Here is a 16,246-nt window from a genome sequence, read left to right on the forward strand (position 1 = left end):
GGGCAGGCGAAGCGAGGCGGGAGCGGGGTCAGTCGGTGAGGCGGTTGGCGCGAGAGTGCAGGTAGCGCTGCTGGGCGAGGTTCGTCGACCGGGCGGCCGCCGTCCGGTAGGCCACCTCGGCGGCGGCCCGGTCACCGAGCAGCTCCAGCAGGTGCGCCCGGGCGGCGGGCAGCCGGGGATCACCGGCGAGCCGGCTGTCGGCGGCGAGTCCGTCGAGCAGGGCCAGCCCGGCGGACGCACCCCGGCTCATGGCCACCGCCACCGCGTGGTTGAGCGCCACCACCGGGCTGTCGGTGACGTCTCGCAGCACCTCGTAGAGCGCGGTGATCTGCGCCCAGTCGGTCTCGGCGGCGCTCGGCGCCTCGTCGTGCACGGCGGCGACGGCCGCCTGCAGCTGGTACGGCCCGACCGGCCCGCGGGGGAGCGCGGCGGTGATCAGGGCGACGCCCTCGGCGATCTGGTCGGTCTTCCAGCGGCTGCGGTCCTGCTCGGCCATCGGGACGAGCACGCCGTGCGGGCCGATCCGGGCCGGCGCTCGCGCGTCGGTGAGCAGCATCAGCGCCAGCAACCCGGCCACCTCGGGTTCGTCCGGCAGGAGCCGGTGCACCAGCCGGGCCAGCCGGATCGCCTCGGCCGCCAGGTCGGCGCGGAGCAGACCCGGGCCGGCCGTGCGCGTGTACCCCTCGTTGAAGATCAGGTAGAGCACGTGCAGGACGACGGCGAGCCGCTCGCGGCGCTCGACGCCGGTCGGCATCCGGAACGGCACGCCGCTGTCGCGGATCCGCTGTTTTCCGCGGCTGATCCGCCGGGCCATGGTCGCCTCCGGGACCAGGAACGCCCGCGCCACCTCGGCGGTGCTGAGCCCACCGACGGCGCGCAGCGTCAGCGCGATCTGCGCGGCGGGGGCGAGCGCCGGGTGGCAGCAGAGGAAGAGCAGGATCAGGCTGTCGTCCCCGTCGTCGGGCGGCCGGTCCGCGGCCGGCGCCACCCGGTCGGCGGGCAGCACCCAGCGCGCGACCAGGTCCTCCCGCCGGGCCCGTGCCTGCTCCCGACGGAGCAGGTCGGTGAGCCGGCGGGCCGCCACGGCGATCAGCCAGGCGCGGGGGTTCTCCGGTACGCCGTCACGTGGCCAGCCGGTCGCCGCGGCGATCAGCGCCTCCTGGGTGGCGTCCTCGGCGGTGTCGAAGTGGCCGTAGCGGCGCACGAGCGCGCCGAGGACCTGCGGCGCCAGCCGACGCAGCAGCTCCTCGACACGCGGCTCGGGCACCGGTCAGCCGGCCAGGTCCTCGACGCCGTCGAGCACGGGGCGCACGTCGACGTACTCGCCGGGGGCGTCGGGGTTCACAAACCCGGACGCGATCTCGGTGGCCCGGTCGAAGCTGGCGCACTCCACGATCGTGTAGCCGGCGAGCACCTCCTGCGTCTCCGGGTACGGGCCGTCGGTCACCACCGGCAGCCCGCCGTCGACCTGGACCCGGCGGGCGTGCACCGGCGCGCTGAGCCCCTGGGCGTCGACCAGCTCGCCGGAGTCGACGAGCGCCTGGTGGACCTTCTCCATGTGCGCGTGCATCGCCGCGACCTGCTCGGGGGTCATGGCGGGGCGGTCGCCCGGCTGCCCGCTGAGCACGTCGTAGTCCTGCTGCGAGCCGTACAGGAGGATCATGTACTTCACGGTCTGCTCCTTCCGCCGACGCCGGTGCGGCGCCGCTCACCGGAGACGTCGAAGCGGCCCGCCGGTTCCGGACACTCTGCCCCGGGTCATCGCGTCCGGCCTGCCGCGACCAGGGCCGCGGTGGGTAGGCCGAGCTGCCCGTCCGGACCGCGGTACCGGTCGGTGAGCCGGTCGTAGGCGTCGCGGGAGCGCCGACGGAGATCGGCCGGCGCGCCGTCGAGCAGCAGCCCGAGCTGCCCGATGCCGGCCTCCGGTCCGGCCCACCACTGCTCTGGGTCGGTGCGGTGCACCCAGGAGAGCGTCTCGCACCGCACCGCGTCCAGCCCCGCGCCACGCAGCAGCCCGGTCAGCCCCTCCGGCGTACGGTCGAAGTTCCGCTCGGCGGCGACCTGCGGCAGGTCCAGTCGAGGTGGTCCACCGGCAGCCTCGTAGGCCTGCCGCCAGAGCCGTTGCAGCGGCGGCAGGGGATGCGGCCAGATGGTGACCGCCACCTGGCCGCCGGGGCGTACCACCCGACGTAGCTCCGTCACGGCGGCGCGCGGGTCGCCGACGTGGTTGATCACGAAGTTCGCCACCGCGGCGTCGAAGGCGCCGGTGGCGAAGGGCAGCAGCGGCAGCGCGGCCCGCGCGAACCGACCCTCCGCGCGGAGGGCGCGGGCCCAGACGATCATGCTGGCCTCGGCGTCCACGGCGGTCACGGCCGCGCCGCGCGCGGCGGCGAGCGCCGCCACGGTGCCCGGCCCGGTGCCGACGTCCAGCACCCGGGCACCGGCGGCCACCTGCGCCGCGTCCAGCAGGGCCTGCGCCGGGTACGCGCAGAGCCGGCCGAAGCTACGGGTGTACGCCTCGGCGCGCCCGGCCCACCGTTCGCGTTCGTGATGGTCGAAGGTCGTCATCGAAGCGACCCTAACCTCGCGACTCCCCAGTGGGGTGCCGTGCTGCCTCCCGGCGCGCATGGCGCACGTACCGTCGGGGTATCGCGTGCGCGAGCACGCTGCCGGGGAGGGCGATGTGGACAGACGGTCGACAGGTCGGTTCCGAGGGCCGCTGGCGGGGCTGCTGGTGGCCCTCGTCGCGGCCGGTGGCTGCTTCGTCGGAGGAGTGAGCGATCCGCAGGGCGGCGAACCGGCGCCCGGGGAGCCGACGGCGGCGCCGGGTACGGCCGCGACCCGCGCCGACGGCACCACCAGCGTCGAGGAGTTCGCCCAGGACGTCGCCGACGCGCAGGCCGTCGCCGAGCGGTACTGGGCGGCCCAGTTCCGGGCGTCGGGGGAGGGGTTCCGGCCGATTCGGCGGATCATTCCCTACCAGCGGGCGGGGGAGGTCTCCTGCGGCGGGCAGGCGCTGCCGCGCAACAACGCCGTCTACTGCTCGCAGGGCGACTTCATCGCCTACGACGTCGCCTGGTCGGTGGCCGCGTTCCGGCAGGTCGGCGACGCGTTCGTGTTCTACCTGCTCGGCCACGAGTACGCGCACGGCATCCAGGTGCGCCTCGGCATCCGCTACGACTTCACGATCCAGCAGGAGCTGCAGGCCGACTGCATGGCCGGGGCGTACCTCGGCGACTCGGTGCGGTCGCGCGCCCTCACCCTCGGCGAGGGTGACCTGGAGGAGTTCCGGGAGGGGTTGGCGGCGGTCGGCGACGACCCCGACCAGCCCTGGTTCGCGGAGGGTTCGCACGGCACCGCCGAGCAGCGGACGGAGTCGTTCTTCAACGGCTACGAGCGGTCGCTGGCCGCCTGCGATCTCGGCTGACCGCCGGGAACACCCGACCCGCGGGTACGCGCCGTCGGCGGCCGGGGCCCGGCGGGTCGCGCGATTGCGTGCGTCACCCGGGCGGGCACCGGGGCGATCGGCCCGGCGTGCCCCTGAGAGGATCCGGCCATGTCCCTGGACGATCCGCACACCAGCCGTCATCCCGCCGCCGTGCTCTTCGACATGGACGGCACCCTGGTCGACAGCGAGAAGCTCTGGGACGTCGCGTTGCAGGAGCTCGCCGCCGTCTACGGCGGGACGCTCTCCGACGACGCGCGCCGGGCGATCGTCGGCACCGTGATGGCCGACTCGATGCGCATCCTGCACGAGGACCTCGGCCAGCCGGAGCGGGATCTGCAGGTCAGCGCCGACTGGATCGACGCCCGGATCCTGGAGCTGTTCCGCACCGGGCTGAGCTGGCGGCCGGGCGCGATGGCCCTGCTGACGGCGGTACGCGCGGCCGGCATCCCGACCGCCCTGGTCACCTCCAGCGGCCGTCCGCTGGTGGAGGTGGCCCTGGAGACCCTGGGACGGGAGAACTTCGACGTGGTGGTCTGCGGCGACGAAGTGGTCGCGGCGAAGCCGCACCCGGAGCCGTACCTGACCGCCGCCCGGCTGCTGGGGGTGCCGATCGAGCGGTGCGTGGCGATCGAGGACTCGGCCACGGGGGTGGCCAGTGCCCTGGCCGCCGGCGCCGCCGTGCTGGCCGTACCGGCCGAGGTGCCGCTGCCGGCGACCGACGGCGTACACCAGCTGGAGAGCCTGGCCGCCGTGGACCTGGAGTTCCTCGCCGCGCTGCTCGGCGCGCGGACCGCCGGCCGCTGACGTTCGTGGGGCCGCGCGGTTCGGCGCGGCCCCCACGGGTGCCGGATCGGTGACGGGTGCCCCACGGCGCCGGCCGCCGGGCACCCGTCGTCGGATCAGTCGTGGGCGATCGCGCCCAGCACGTTGATCCGGGCGGCCCGAGCCGCGGGCAGGATCGCCGCGACCACGCCCACGATCGCGGCGAGCCCGAGGGCGACCCCGATCTGCGTCCACGGCAGGACCAGGTCGGTGATGCCCTCGTCCTTCAGCGCCTCGACCACGGCGGCGCCCAGGCCGGCGCCGACGACCACACCGAGCAGCGCGCCGAAGACCGAGATCACCACCGCCTCGACGGTGATCATCCGCATGGTCTGCGCCCGGCGTAGCCCGATGGCCCGCAGCAGCCCCAGCTCGCGGGTGCGTTCCAGCACCGACAGCGCCAGGGTGTTGACGATGCCGAGGACCGCGATCACGATGGCCAGCGCCAGCAGGATCTGGATCATCGTGAGCAGCCCGTCGACCTGACCGGCCTGCTGCTCGATGAACGCGTCCCGGTCGGCCACCGACACCTCGGGGGAGTCGGCGAGCAGCGCCTCGACCTGCGGCTGCACGTCGGCGACCCGGATGCCGGGGGCGAGCTGGATGAAGCCCTGGATCGGCTGCGGGATGGCGAAGTCGCGGGCGGCCTCCGCCGGGAGAATGACCCCGTTGGTGAGCTGGCTGCTGCCGTAGATGCCGGTGACCGTGTACGTGCTCGGCTCGCCGCGGGCCAGCTGCACCGGCACGGTCGAGCCGACCGAGAGCCCACGGTCCTCGGCGGTGTCCGTGCTGACCAGCATCTGGTTCGGCCCGAGCCGGTCGATGTCACCGGCGGTCGGCTGCACCCCGAAGATCTGCCGCAGCGCGGCGTCGTCGCTGCTCGCGGCGACCCAGGTGCGTTCCCCACCGACCACGGCCAGGTCGCCGTACTCGCCGTCGACCAACTGGACGCCGGGGATCGCCGCGGCCTTCTCCAGCACCGCCGGGTCGAACGTCGGCGGCCGCGGGCCGCTCTGCACCCCGGCGATGACCAGCTCGGCCTTGATGGTGTCCTGGGCGAGGCCGCTGATGCTGCTCTTGGCCGAATCCAGGATCACCGTCACGCCGGTGACCAGGGCGATGCCGACCATGAGGGCGGCGGCGGTGATGGCGGTGCGGCGCGGGTTGCGTCCCGAGTTCAGCCGCCCCAGCTTCCCCGGCACCGACCAGGCGAAGATCGCCCCGAGCAGGCTCACCACCGGCCGGCTGATTAGCGGGGTCAGCAACGCGACACCGATGAACGCGAACAGCACCCCGCCCAGGATCGTGACCAGCGTGTTGCCCCCGGCGTTGCCGGAGAGGCCGAGGAAGAGCAGCACCGCGCCGACCGCGCTGACCACGCCGCCGGTGACCGTGATCCGGGTCAGCGGGCGGTCCGGCGTCGCCACGTCCTGCATCGCCGCGATCGGTGGGATCCGTGAGGCCCGCAGCGCCGGCAGCAACGCCGCCACCACGGTGATGACCAGGCCGACCGCGAACGCGCTGATCACGGCGCTGGCCGGTATGCCGAGCCCGGCGAGGGTGAGGCCGCCGGCCAGGTTCCCGAACGCCCAGGCGAGCAGCGCGCCGATGCCGATGCCGGCGCCCAGGCCGAGCACCGAGGCGATCAGGCCGACCGCGATCGCCTCCAGCACCACGGAGCCGATCATCTGCCGCCGGCTGGCCCCGATGGCCCGCATCAGCGCCAGCTCACGAGTGCGCTGCGCCACGATGATCGAGAAGGTGTTGAGGATCAGGAACGTGCCGACCAGCAGCGCCACGGCCGCGAAGCCGAGCAGGATCCGGTTGAAGAACGACAGGGCCTCCTTGAAGCCCGCCGCCGCCTCCTCCGACAACTGCTTGCCGGTCTTCACGTCGTAGCCGCCGCCCACCGCGCTCGCCACGGAGTCGCGCAGCGACTCGGGTGAGACGCCGTCGGCCGCCTTCACACTCACGCTGTTGAACGTGTCGGGCTCGCCGAGCATGAGCCGCTGCGCCACCGGCGTGGTGAACATGATCTCGTTGGAGCCGCCGATGGAGTCCCGGCCGCCGCTGTAACCGAAGATCCCGACGATGGTGAACTGCTGCTTCGGCTCCAGCGGGGTGAGCACCCCGACCCGGTCACCGAGCTTCACCTTGCCCGCGTCGGCGAGCCCCTTGTTGATGACGATCTCGTCGGCGGCCTTCGCGCCGCGTCCCTCGCGCAGCTGGATCAGGTCCGTCTCGCCGGTCCAGTTCTCGCCCAGCTGCGGCGGACCGAAGGAGGCGACGGCCTTGCCGTTGCTGCCGATCAGCCGGGCCCCGTCGATCGCGACCACGCCGGTCGCCTCCGCGACCCCGGGCACCGCGCGGACCTTCTCGACAGTGCTCGCCGGGAACGGCGGCGGCGCCTGCTCGCCCTCCATCTCCGACATCGCGATCTTCGGCTTGGCCGCGACGTTGACGTCCACCCCCTCGTACGCGTCGGCGAAGATCGCGTCGAAGGTGCGGCCGAGGGTGTCGGTCAGCACGAACGCCCCGGAGACGAACATCACGCCCAGGACGACCGCCAGCCCGGAGAGGGTGAGCCGCAGCTTGCGTCCCAGCAGGCTCTTCAGTGTCGCCCGGAACATCAGCCGTTCACCTCGGCCGAGGCGTCCAGCTTCTTCATCGTGTCCAGCACGGTGTCGGCGGTCGGCTCGATCAGCTCCGACACGATCTGCCCGTCGGCCAGGAACACCACCCGGTCGGCGTACGCGGCGGCGGTCGGGTCGTGGGTGACCATGACGATGGTCTGCCCGTGCTCGCGTACCGAGTTGCGCAGGAAGTTCAGCACCTCCGCGCCGGCGCGGGAGTCGAGGTTACCCGTCGGCTCGTCCGCGAAGATCACCTCGGGGCGGGAGACCAGCGCCCGGGCGCACGCCACCCGCTGCTGCTGCCCGCCGGAGAGCTGCGCCGGACGGTGGTCCAGCCGGTCCCGCAGCCCCACGGTGTCGATCACGATGTCGTACCAGGCCGGGTCGGGCTTGCGCCCGGCGATCGACAACGGCAGCAGGATGTTCTCCTTGGCGCTGAGGGTGGGCAGCAGGTTGAACTGCTGGAAGATGAAGCCCACTTTGTCCCGGCGCAGCTTGGTCAGCCCGGCGTCGCCCAGTCCGGTGACCGTGGTGTCGCCGATCGACACCGTCCCCCGGGTCACCGAGTCCAGCCCCGCCAGGCAGTGCATGAGCGTCGACTTGCCGGACCCCGACGGGCCCATGATCGCGGTGAAGCGGCCCTGTTCGAACTCGGCACTGACCCCCCGCAGCGCGACGACCTGCGCCTCGCCGCTGCCGTACACCTTCCACACGTCGTTCGCCCGGGCCGCGGCCTGCGCCTGCCGGCCTACCGTCGCGGTCACGTCTTCTCCCTCTGTCGTTGGTCCGTCCGCGCCGCCCCCCGCTGGATTCGGCGCGGCAGTCTCATCCTCCGCGTTCGTCGCCCCGGTTTTCTCCGACCTTGGTCGGACCCGTTGCGGATTTCCGCGCTGCGGGTGCCCCCCATTCCGACTCAGGGTTGCCCCTGAGCCCGCGCTGACCGACCACGGTGCGTCGCCGTCGCCGAGCAGCCAGGCCCGACGCTATGGGTTGACGCCGCGTGAGGGTCAACCCAGTCGAGCCGCCTGCGGTCACGGTAGGTGACGACGGCAAAAGCTACCTCGCGCCGAGGGGGGATCTTCCGGTACGCCGGAGGGAGTAGCCGGAGCCGCGCGCTACCCCCGGGGGCGTACGAGACCCGTCTCGTACGCCAGCACCACGGCCTGCACCCGGTCGCGCAGCCCCAGCTTGGTCAGGACGTGCCCGACGTGGGTCTTGATCGTGGTCTCGCTCACCGACAACTCGGCGGCGATCTCGGAGTTGGACAACCCACGGGCGACCTGCACCAGCACCTCCCGCTCCCGCTCGGTCAGCGCGGCCAGCGAACGCGGCGGCGCGGCCGACGGGTCGGGCAGCACGTCGGCGAACCGGTCCAGCAGCCGCTTCAGGATGCGCGGCGCCACCACCGCCTCCCCGGCCGCCACCGTGCGGATCGCCGTGACCAGGTCCTCGGCGGGCACGTCCTTGGCCAGGAAGCCGCTGGCCCCGGCGCGCAGCGCCCCCACCACGTACTCGTCGAGGTCGAAGGTGGTGAGAATCAGCACACGCACGGGGAGGCGGGCGTCGACGATCGCGCGGGTGGCCGCCACCCCGTCCATCCGCGGCATCCGGATGTCCATCAGCACCACGTCGGGCAGCAGCCGGCGGGACAGCTCCACCGCCTCCACGCCGTCACCGGCCTCGGCGACGACGTCCAGGTCCTCCTCGGCGCCGAGCACCATCCGGAAGCCGGTACGCAGCAGCGGCTGGTCGTCGACGAGCAGGACACGCACCGGCCGTGACGTCCGATCGGTCATCCCGTCCTCCTGCCCCACGCCGTCACGCCGGCACCGGCCCCGGCTGCTCCACCGGAATCCTCGCGCAGACCCGGAAGCCGCCGCCCGACCGCGCACCGGCCTGTAGGACACCACCGTAGAGCCCGACCCGCTCCCGCATGCCCACCAGACCGTGCCCCACGCCGGGCGAGCCGGGAGCCGGCCCCCGCCCGTCGTCGACGACCTCCACCACCACGGCGGCCCCGTCGTAGCCGATCCGTACCTCGGCGGTCGCCGCGCCGGCGTGCTTGAGCGCGTTGGTCAACGCCTCCTGCACGATCCGGTAGATCGCCAGCGCCACGCCCTCCTCCACCACCACCGGATCACCGTCGACGCGGAGCGTCACCGGCAGGCCCGCGTCGCGTACCTGGTCGGTCAGGGCCTCGATGCCCGCGAGCCCCGGCTGCGGGGTGAGGTCGGCGTCCGGCTCCGCGTCGGTCCGCAGCACGTCCAGCAGTCGGCGCAGCTCCCGCAGGGTGGCCCGGCCGGTCTCCTCGATGGTGCCGATGGCCTCGTCGGCCGCGTCCGGGTCACGGCGCAGCACCCGCCGCGCCCCGGTGGCCAGCACACCCATCACGCTCACGTGGTGCGCCACCACGTCGTGCAGCTCCCGGGCGATGCGGCGGCGCTCGTCGGCGACCGCCTGCTCCGCCAGGGTCCGCTGCCGCTCCTCGGCCACCCGGGCCCGCTCCCGCAGCGCCCGGTTGGCCGCCTGGCGGGCCTGCACCACCCGGCCCACCGCGTACGACAGCAGCCCCACCAGCAGGTTGTTCAGCACCAGCAGAGTCGGGCTGACGGCGAGCAGGCCGTCGACCGGCGCGACCAGATTGGCCACCGCCACCGGCACCCACAGCACGACGGCGGCGAGCGCCGCGCGGCGGGCCGGCCACCGCGCCGCCACCGTGAACGTCAGCACGGCGAACGTCAGCCCCTGCACGCCGGCGCCCAGCCCGGTCACCGCCGGGAGCCCCAGCGTGGCCACCGCCGCGCCGATCGCCGGCCAGGGCGCGACCCGGCGCAGCACCAGCGGCGCCGCGCACGCCACGCTCCACACCACCGTCACCGGCAGCGACCGCGACCAGAGCTCGCGCGGCGTGATCAGCGCGAACACCAGCTCCATCGCCACCAGAGCGGCGGCGAGGAGCGCGTCGGCGGCGAGCGGGTGCCGGCGCAGCACCAGCCACGGGCGCTCGGTCATACCGCGACGCTAGCCGCCTTCCGGCGGCGCTGATCGTCGCCGAAGACGAGCCGATTCTCCTCCCAGGGGAGGAGAATCACTCGTCCGCCCCGGGCTGCGCGGGCCGGGACCGCGCGTCGAGCAGCGGATCGGCGCGCGCCGCGTGTGCCGGAAACGGCGGAGGTGTGCCGCCGAAGCTCGGGCAGAGCGCCTGGTGACTGCACCAGTCGCAGAGACGGCTCGGCCGGGGCCGGAAATCCTGCTGCTCGGTGGCCTGCTCGATCGCCCGCCACAACGCCACCACGGTCCGCTCGAACCGGAGCAGCTCCTCGGCGTCGGGGGTGTAGTCGCAGACCTCCGCGTCGCGCAGGTAGAGCAGGCGCAGCACCCGCGGGACCACTCCCCGGGTACGCCACAGCACGAGCGCGTAGAACTTCAGCTGGAACAGGGCCCGCGCCTCGAACGCCTCCCGCGGCGCGCCGCCGGTCTTGTAGTCGACCACCCGCAGCGCGCCGTCCGGCGCGACGTCGAGCCGGTCGAGGTAACCCCGGATCAGCAGCTCGTCGTCGACCACTGCCGAGATCAGGCTCTCCCGCTCGGCCGGCTCCAGCCGGCGCGGATCCTCCACCGCGAAGTAGCCATCGAGCAGCGCCGCCGCCGACCGGAGGAACTCGGCGAGGTCGGCAGGGTCACCGTCGCCGGGGAACAGCCCGGCCAGCTCCGGCTGCTCGGTGACCAGCCGGTCCCACTGGGGGGCGACCAGGTCGCCGGCGGCGTCCGGGTGGCGCCCGGCCGCGGGCAGGTCGAAGAGGCGCTCCAGCACCGCGTGCACCAGCGTGCCCCGGGCCTGTTCGACCGTGGGCCGCTCCGGCAGGCGGTCGATGCTGCGGAACCGGTAGAGCAGCGGACAGGTCTTGAAATCCGCCGCCCGTGACGGGGACAACGACGCCCGCACTGTCGCCGGCGCCCCCGCCGTGGCCGTGGGCTGTCGGGTGGTCACCGGATCCGCCGTCATGTCCGGAAGATTAGGGCACCGGTGTGACACCTTCCGCGCCCGCCGTCCCGCGCGCCGTCTCAGCCGCAGTCCGTAGCATCGACCCGATGGAGCAGACGTCCCGGCCGAAACGTCGGCCCCGCGGCAGCCTCGCCCTGACCGTGGGACGGGTGTTCGGCGTGCCGCTACACCTCAACGGCTCGATGCTCCTGCTCGCCCTGCTGGTGACCGTCCTGTACGCCGAGTTCGCCCGGAATCAGCTCGCCCTGTCGCAGCTCAGCGGGTACGTCATCGGCGTCGGGTTCGTGGTGTCCCTGCTCGGCTCCGTGCTGCTGCACGAACTCGGCCACGCCCTCACCGCCCGCCGCTACGGCATCGGCGTGCGGGGAATCACCCTCGAACTGCTCGGCGGCTACACGGAGATGGACCGCGACGCCCCGTCGCCCCGCGTCGACCTGCTGGTGTCGCTGGCCGGCCCGGCGGTCTCCGCGGTCCTCGGCGCGGTGGCCGTCGCGGTCACCCTCGCCCTGCCCGACCACACCGTCGCCAACCAGCTCGCGTTCCAGCTCGCGGTGAGCAACGTGATCGTCGCGGTCTTCAACGCCCTGCCCGGCCTGCCGCTCGACGGCGGGCGGGCGCTGCGCGCCGCCGTCTGGGCGGTGACCCGCGACCGGCACCGGGGCACCGAGGTGGCCGGCTGGGTGGGGCGGATCGTGGCGGCCGGGACCGCCGCCCTGGTCGCCGCGCTCACCCTCACCCACCGGCTGGCCCCGCTGGCGTTGCCGCTGATGCTGCTGGTCGCGTTCACCCTGTGGCGTGGCGCCGGCCAGTCGATCCGGTACGCGAAGGTCAGCCGACGTTTCCCGTTGATCGACCTGGCCCGCCTGGCCCGGCCGGTCTGGCCGGTGCCGACCGGCACCCCGCTCGCCGAGGCGCAGCGCCGAGCCGAGGAGGCCCGGACCGGGGCGGCGCTGCTCGTCACCGACAGCACCGGTCGGCCCGTCGGCCTGGTCGACCCGGCCGACGTGGCGGCGGTGCCCGTCGAGCGTCGACCCTGGCTCGCGGTCGACGCGGTCTCGCGGTCGCTCTCCGCGCTGCCCGCCCTCCCCGTCGGGCTCGACGGGGAACACGTCATGGAGGCCGTGCAGACCCACCCGGGCGCACGGTACGTGGTGACCTCAGGCGAAGATGTCGTCGGCGTTCTGCACATCGCGGATCTCGCCAAGCTCCTCGAACCCGACCGGAAGATGAACACGTGAGCGCAACTCCCTCCGCCGTCCCGGCCGACCCGGGCGCCCCGGTGCCCGCCGACCGTCCCGGGCCGGCCCCGGCCCGCCGGGGCCCCTTCCAGGTCGGCGACCGGGTGCAGCTGACCGACCCGAAGGGGCGGATGCACACCATCACCCTGGAGCCCGGCAAGGCCTTCCACACCCACCGCGGCATCCTCGACCACGACGCGCTCATCGGTCAGCCCGACGGCAGCGTGGTCACCACCACCGGTGGCGGCACCGCGTTCCTCGCCCTGCGCCCGCTGCTCGCCGACTACGTGCTCTCCATGCCCCGCGGCGCCCAGGTCATCTACCCGAAGGACTCGGCGCAGATCGTGGCGATGGGCGACATCTTCCCCGGCGCCAAGGTGCTCGAGGCCGGCGCCGGCTCCGGCGCGCTCAGCTGCTCGCTGCTGCGGGCGGTCGGCGCCGAGGGGGAACTGCACTCGTACGAGGTGCGCGAGGACTTCGCGCAGATCGCCCGCCGCAACGTGGAGTCGTTCTTCAACGGCCCGCACCCGGCGTGGAACCTGCACGTCGGCGACGTGGCCGAGTGCCGGGAGACCGGCTTCGACCGGATCATCCTCGACATGCTCACCCCCTGGGAGACCCTCGACATGGTCGAGCGGGCGCTGCTGCCCGGCGGGGTGTTCATCGGCTACGTGGCCACCACCCCGCAGCTGTCCGAACTGGTGGAGGCGCTGCGCGAGCGGGGCGGTTGGACCGAGCCCCGGGCCTGGGAGTCGCTGGTGCGCGACTGGCACGCCGAGGGCCTCGCCGTCCGCCCGGACCACCGGATGGTCGCCCACACCGCGTTCCTGGTCTCCGCCCGCAAGCTCGCCCCCGGTGTCACCGCGCCGCCGCGGCGGCGCAAGCCGAGCAAGGGCACCGAGGCGTACGTCCAGCGCCGCCAGGTGCTGCGGGAGGCGGAGGCCGCCCGGCAGGCGGCCGCCCGGACAGCGGTCACCGGGCCTGACGCAGCGGAGGAGATGGACACGCCGTGACGGGCGGCCTGGCATGAGCGGACGGTCGTCCGGCGCGCGAACGGTTCACGGGGGCGTCGACCAGAGGGAGGACGCGGCATGAGCAGCCCGGGCTACGGCGGCGGTGACCTGCCAGCGGTCTTCCCGGACTGGTCGCCCTACCAGGATCTGGAGTCGGCGGCGCGGGCCTACCTGCGGGACCCGGACATCGCCCTGGAGGCGCTCGGCGGGGTGCTGCGCGGCGCGTCGGTGCTCGGCTTCACGCTGGAACGGTTCGTCAACGAGGTCAACGGAGTGTGGCAGGAGGTCGTCGTCTGCGACGGCAGCCGGCTGATCCTCTGGCACGGCGAGGACGTGCCGCCGGGTGAGGGGCCGGCCGGGTCGATGACCTCGTCGTTGCGGGTGGTGCCGGTCTCCACGGTCACCGAGGTCGGCTGCCGCCGGCGGCTCACCCGCTCGGAGAACGGTCAGGTCCGCGTCGACAGCATCGACGTCTACCTGCTGCTCACCTCGCTCGACGAGGCGCCGCCACCCGAGGAGGTGGTCGGCGCGCCCCGGCACGACGCGCTGCGGTTCGGCAAGACCCTCGACGACGGCGGCGCCGGGCAGATCGCCCGGCTGGAGGAGTTCGCCCGGCTGGTCGCCTCGGTCGTCGGCCGGCCGATGCTCTGACCGCCCGTCGCCGGCCGATGCTGTGACCGCCTCCGGCGCCGGCCGAAACGACGAGCTGCCCGGCGGCGCGCCGCCGGGCAGCTCGCGTCACCTGCTCAGTCCTCGGCGTCGGGGCCGGCCACCGCGACGCCGTCGCCGGCGCGCAGCACGTGGATGCACTCGCCCGGGCACTCCTTCGCCGAGTCGATCACCTCGAGGCGCAGGTGTTCCGGTACGTCGACGCGGCTGCCGGGGGCCTGCAGCAGCTCACCGTCGGAGCCCTTGACGTAGGCCAGCCCGTCGACGTCGAACTCGAAGACGTCCGGCGCGTACTGCACGCAGAGCCCGTCGCCGGTGCAGAGATCCTGGTCCACCCAGACCTGAAGCTGGTCCGTCGCGACCTCGGTCACCGGTGCACCCCCCATGTTCTCCCGTCCCACGCCCCGACGGTACCCGAACGGCCGCACCGGTCCCGATCACCCACCCGTCGCGATCAAGGTTCAGTGACAGGGGCGTTGCGCGGGACCGAATCGGGCTCATAGCGGCTAGTGTTAGGGCAGAACGTTCAAGCCCCCCGGGGAGGTGGGACGTGGCACGCAGCGACGACGCGGACTCGCGCGCCGCACGGTGGGAGAAGGAGGCCCACGATCTCTCCACGCAGGTCGCGTTCCTTCAAGAGGAACTCGCCCTGGTGCGGCGCAAGTTGACCGAAGGCCCCCGACACGTCCGGCAGCTCGAGGAGCGGCTGGCCGCCACCCAGGCGCAGTTGGCGCGGCTGACCGAGAACAACGAACGGCTCGTGAGCACCCTCAAGGAGGCTCGCGCGCAGATCGTGACGCTCAAGGAGGAGATCGACCGCCTCGCCCAACCACCGAGCGGTTACGGAGTGTTCCTGGCCCGGCACGACGACGGTACCGTCGACGTCTTCACCGGCGGCCGCAAGCTGCGCGTCGCGGTGTCGCCGTCGCTGGACGTCGCCGAACTGCGGCGCGGCCAGGAGGTCCTGCTCAACGACGCGCTCAACATCGTGGACGCGTTCGGCTACGAGCGGGTCGGCGAGGTGGTCATGCTCAAGGAGGTGCTGGAGAGCCCCGGCGGCGGTCCCGGTGACCGGGCGCTGGTGGTCTCCCACTCCGACGAGGAGCGCATCGTGCACCTCGCCGAGAGCCTGATCGGCTCGTCGATCCGGGCCGGCGACTCGCTCATGATCGAGCCCCGTTCGGCGTACGCGTACGAGCGGATCCCGAAGAGCGAGGTCGAGGAGCTGGTCCTGGAGGAGGTGCCCGACGTCGACTACACCGACATCGGTGGCCTCCAGGCGCAGATCGAGCAGATCCGCGACGCGGTGGAGCTGCCCTTCCTGCACGCCGACCTGTTCCGGGAGCACCAGCTCCGACCGCCCAAGGGGATCCTGCTCTACGGTCCGCCCGGCTGCGGCAAGACGCTGATCGCCAAGGCGGTGGCCAACTCGCTGGCCAAGAAGATCGCCGAGCGGCGGGGCGAGGAGAAGCACACCAGCTTCTTCCTCAACATCAAGGGCCCGGAGCTGCTCAACAAGTACGTCGGCGAGACCGAGCGGCACATCCGGCTGATCTTCCAGCGGGCGCGGGAGAAGGCCGGCGAGGGCACCCCGGTGATCGTGTTCTTCGACGAGATGGACTCGGTCTTCCGCACCCGCGGCTCCGGTGTCTCCTCGGACGTCGAGAACACCATCGTCCCGCAGCTGCTCAGCGAGATCGACGGTGTGGAGGGCCTGGAGAACGTCATCGTCATCGGCGCCTCCAACCGGGAGGACATGATCGACCCGGCCATCCTGCGTCCCGGCCGGCTCGACGTGAAAATCAAGATCGAGCGGCCGGACGCCGAGGCGGCCAAGGACATCTTCTCCAAGTACATCCTCTCGGGCCTGCCGCTGCACGCCGACGACCTGACCGAGCACGGCGGTGACGCACAGGCCACCGTGGCGGCGATGATCGACGCGGTCGTGCTGCGGATGTACTCCGAGACCGAGGAGAACCGCTTCCTCGAGGTCACCTACGCCAACGGCGACAAGGAAGTCCTCTACTTCAAGGACTTCAACTCCGGCGCGATGATCCAGAACATCGTCGACCGGGGCAAGAAGATGGCCATCAAGGAGTTCCTCACCTCCGGCCGCAAGGGGCTGCGACTGCAGCACCTGCTCGACGCCTGCGTCGACGAGTTCCGGGAGAACGAGGACCTGCCCAACACCACGAACCCGGACGACTGGGCCCGCATCTCCGGCAAGAAGGGCGAGCGGATCGTCTACATCCGCACGCTCGTCTCCGGCGGCAAGGGCGCCGAGGCCGGACGGTCCATCGAGACCGCCAGCAACACCGGCCAGTACCTCTGACCGGCAGCGCGAGACGACGGGGCCCGGGGTGGCGTACGCCCCGGGCCCCGTCGTTCGCCGCACCCGGTCCCACCGCCGCGTCCGC

General features: G+C 73.2%; 15 protein-coding genes. 6 read left to right on the forward strand and 9 right to left on the reverse strand.

The annotated features are described in order from the left end of the window. Positions 1-28: 28 nt before the first annotated feature. The 3 genes from E1211_RS12530 to E1211_RS12540 form a co-directional block, all read right to left on the reverse strand. Positions 29-1,267 (reverse strand): RNA polymerase sigma factor, encoded by a 1,239-nt coding sequence (locus tag E1211_RS12530; protein WP_132348646.1) that lies wholly within the window; start codon positions 1,265-1,267, stop codon positions 29-31. 3 nt (positions 1,268-1,270) lie between these two features. Next, positions 1,271-1,663, reverse strand: a complete 393-nt coding sequence (locus tag E1211_RS12535) for a YciI family protein (RefSeq protein ID WP_233564850.1) — start codon at positions 1,661-1,663, stop codon at positions 1,271-1,273. A 95-nt stretch (positions 1,664-1,758) separates the two neighbouring features. Next, the gene (locus E1211_RS12540) at positions 1,759-2,568 is read right to left on the reverse strand and encodes a class I SAM-dependent methyltransferase (RefSeq protein ID WP_132348648.1); all 810 of its coding nucleotides are present in this window, start codon (positions 2,566-2,568) and stop codon (positions 1,759-1,761) included. A 115-nt stretch (positions 2,569-2,683) separates the two neighbouring features. Between E1211_RS12540 and E1211_RS12545 the strand changes: the two genes are divergently transcribed. Both E1211_RS12545 and E1211_RS12550 read left to right on the forward strand, forming a co-directional pair. Further along, complete coding sequence (locus E1211_RS12545) at positions 2,684-3,427, forward strand: neutral zinc metallopeptidase (RefSeq protein ID WP_132348650.1); 744 nt, start codon at positions 2,684-2,686, stop codon at positions 3,425-3,427. 171 nt (positions 3,428-3,598) lie between these two features. Further along, the gene (locus tag E1211_RS12550; RefSeq protein ID WP_132348708.1) at positions 3,599-4,252 is read left to right on the forward strand and encodes an HAD family phosphatase; all 654 of its coding nucleotides are present in this window, start codon (positions 3,599-3,601) and stop codon (positions 4,250-4,252) included. Positions 4,253-4,347: 95 nt separating this feature from the next. Here E1211_RS12550 and E1211_RS12555 read toward each other — a convergent pair whose 3' ends face one another. The 5 genes from E1211_RS12555 to E1211_RS12575 form a co-directional block, all read right to left on the reverse strand. Further along, positions 4,348-6,900 (reverse strand): ABC transporter permease, encoded by a 2,553-nt coding sequence (locus E1211_RS12555; RefSeq protein ID WP_132348652.1) that lies wholly within the window; start codon positions 6,898-6,900, stop codon positions 4,348-4,350. Continuing rightward, positions 6,900-7,667 (reverse strand): ABC transporter ATP-binding protein, encoded by a 768-nt coding sequence (locus E1211_RS12560; protein ID WP_132348654.1) that lies wholly within the window; start codon positions 7,665-7,667, stop codon positions 6,900-6,902. Before E1211_RS12560 ends, E1211_RS12555 begins: the two co-directional genes overlap by 1 nt. A gap of 351 nt (positions 7,668-8,018) precedes the next feature. After that, positions 8,019-8,699: a response regulator transcription factor gene (locus E1211_RS12565; RefSeq protein ID WP_132348666.1), complete on the reverse strand. Its 681-nt coding sequence runs from the start codon at positions 8,697-8,699 to the stop codon at positions 8,019-8,021. A 22-nt stretch (positions 8,700-8,721) separates the two neighbouring features. Further along, entirely contained in the window at positions 8,722-9,915 is a 1,194-nt protein-coding gene (locus tag E1211_RS12570; RefSeq protein WP_132348668.1) for a sensor histidine kinase, read from the reverse strand. A gap of 76 nt (positions 9,916-9,991) precedes the next feature. Further along, complete coding sequence (locus tag E1211_RS12575; RefSeq protein WP_132348670.1) at positions 9,992-10,909, reverse strand: PD-(D/E)XK nuclease family protein; 918 nt, start codon at positions 10,907-10,909, stop codon at positions 9,992-9,994. 182 nt (positions 10,910-11,091) lie between these two features. Between E1211_RS12575 and E1211_RS12580 the strand changes: the two genes are divergently transcribed. The 3 genes from E1211_RS12580 (at position 11,092) to E1211_RS12590 (ending at position 13,811) form a co-directional block, all read left to right on the forward strand. Beyond that, positions 11,092-12,147, forward strand: coding sequence for a M50 family metallopeptidase (locus E1211_RS12580; RefSeq protein WP_243709516.1), 1,056 nt, complete (start codon positions 11,092-11,094; stop codon positions 12,145-12,147). A gap of 41 nt (positions 12,148-12,188) precedes the next feature. Further along, on the forward strand, positions 12,189-13,160 hold the full coding sequence (locus E1211_RS12585; RefSeq protein ID WP_132348710.1) for a tRNA (adenine-N1)-methyltransferase: 972 nt from the start codon (positions 12,189-12,191) through the stop codon (positions 13,158-13,160). 78 nt (positions 13,161-13,238) lie between these two features. Then, positions 13,239-13,811 carry a hypothetical protein gene (locus E1211_RS12590; protein ID WP_132348674.1) on the forward strand — a complete coding sequence of 191 codons (573 nt, stop codon included), beginning with the start codon at positions 13,239-13,241 and terminating at the stop codon, positions 13,809-13,811. 95 nt (positions 13,812-13,906) lie between these two features. On the opposite strand, the gene E1211_RS12595 is transcribed toward E1211_RS12590, so the two are convergent. Beyond that, positions 13,907-14,200, reverse strand: coding sequence for a ferredoxin (locus E1211_RS12595; protein WP_132348712.1), 294 nt, complete (start codon positions 14,198-14,200; stop codon positions 13,907-13,909). 179 nt (positions 14,201-14,379) lie between these two features. On the opposite strand from E1211_RS12595, the gene arc reads away from it, so the two are divergent. Further along, positions 14,380-16,161, forward strand: a complete 1,782-nt coding sequence (gene arc, locus E1211_RS12600; RefSeq protein ID WP_132348676.1) for a proteasome ATPase — start codon at positions 14,380-14,382, stop codon at positions 16,159-16,161. The last annotated feature ends 85 nt before the right edge of the window (positions 16,162-16,246 follow it).

The sequence above is a fragment of the Micromonospora sp. 15K316 genome (assembly GCF_004348525.1).
GTDB lineage: Bacteria > Actinomycetota > Actinomycetes > Mycobacteriales > Micromonosporaceae > Micromonospora.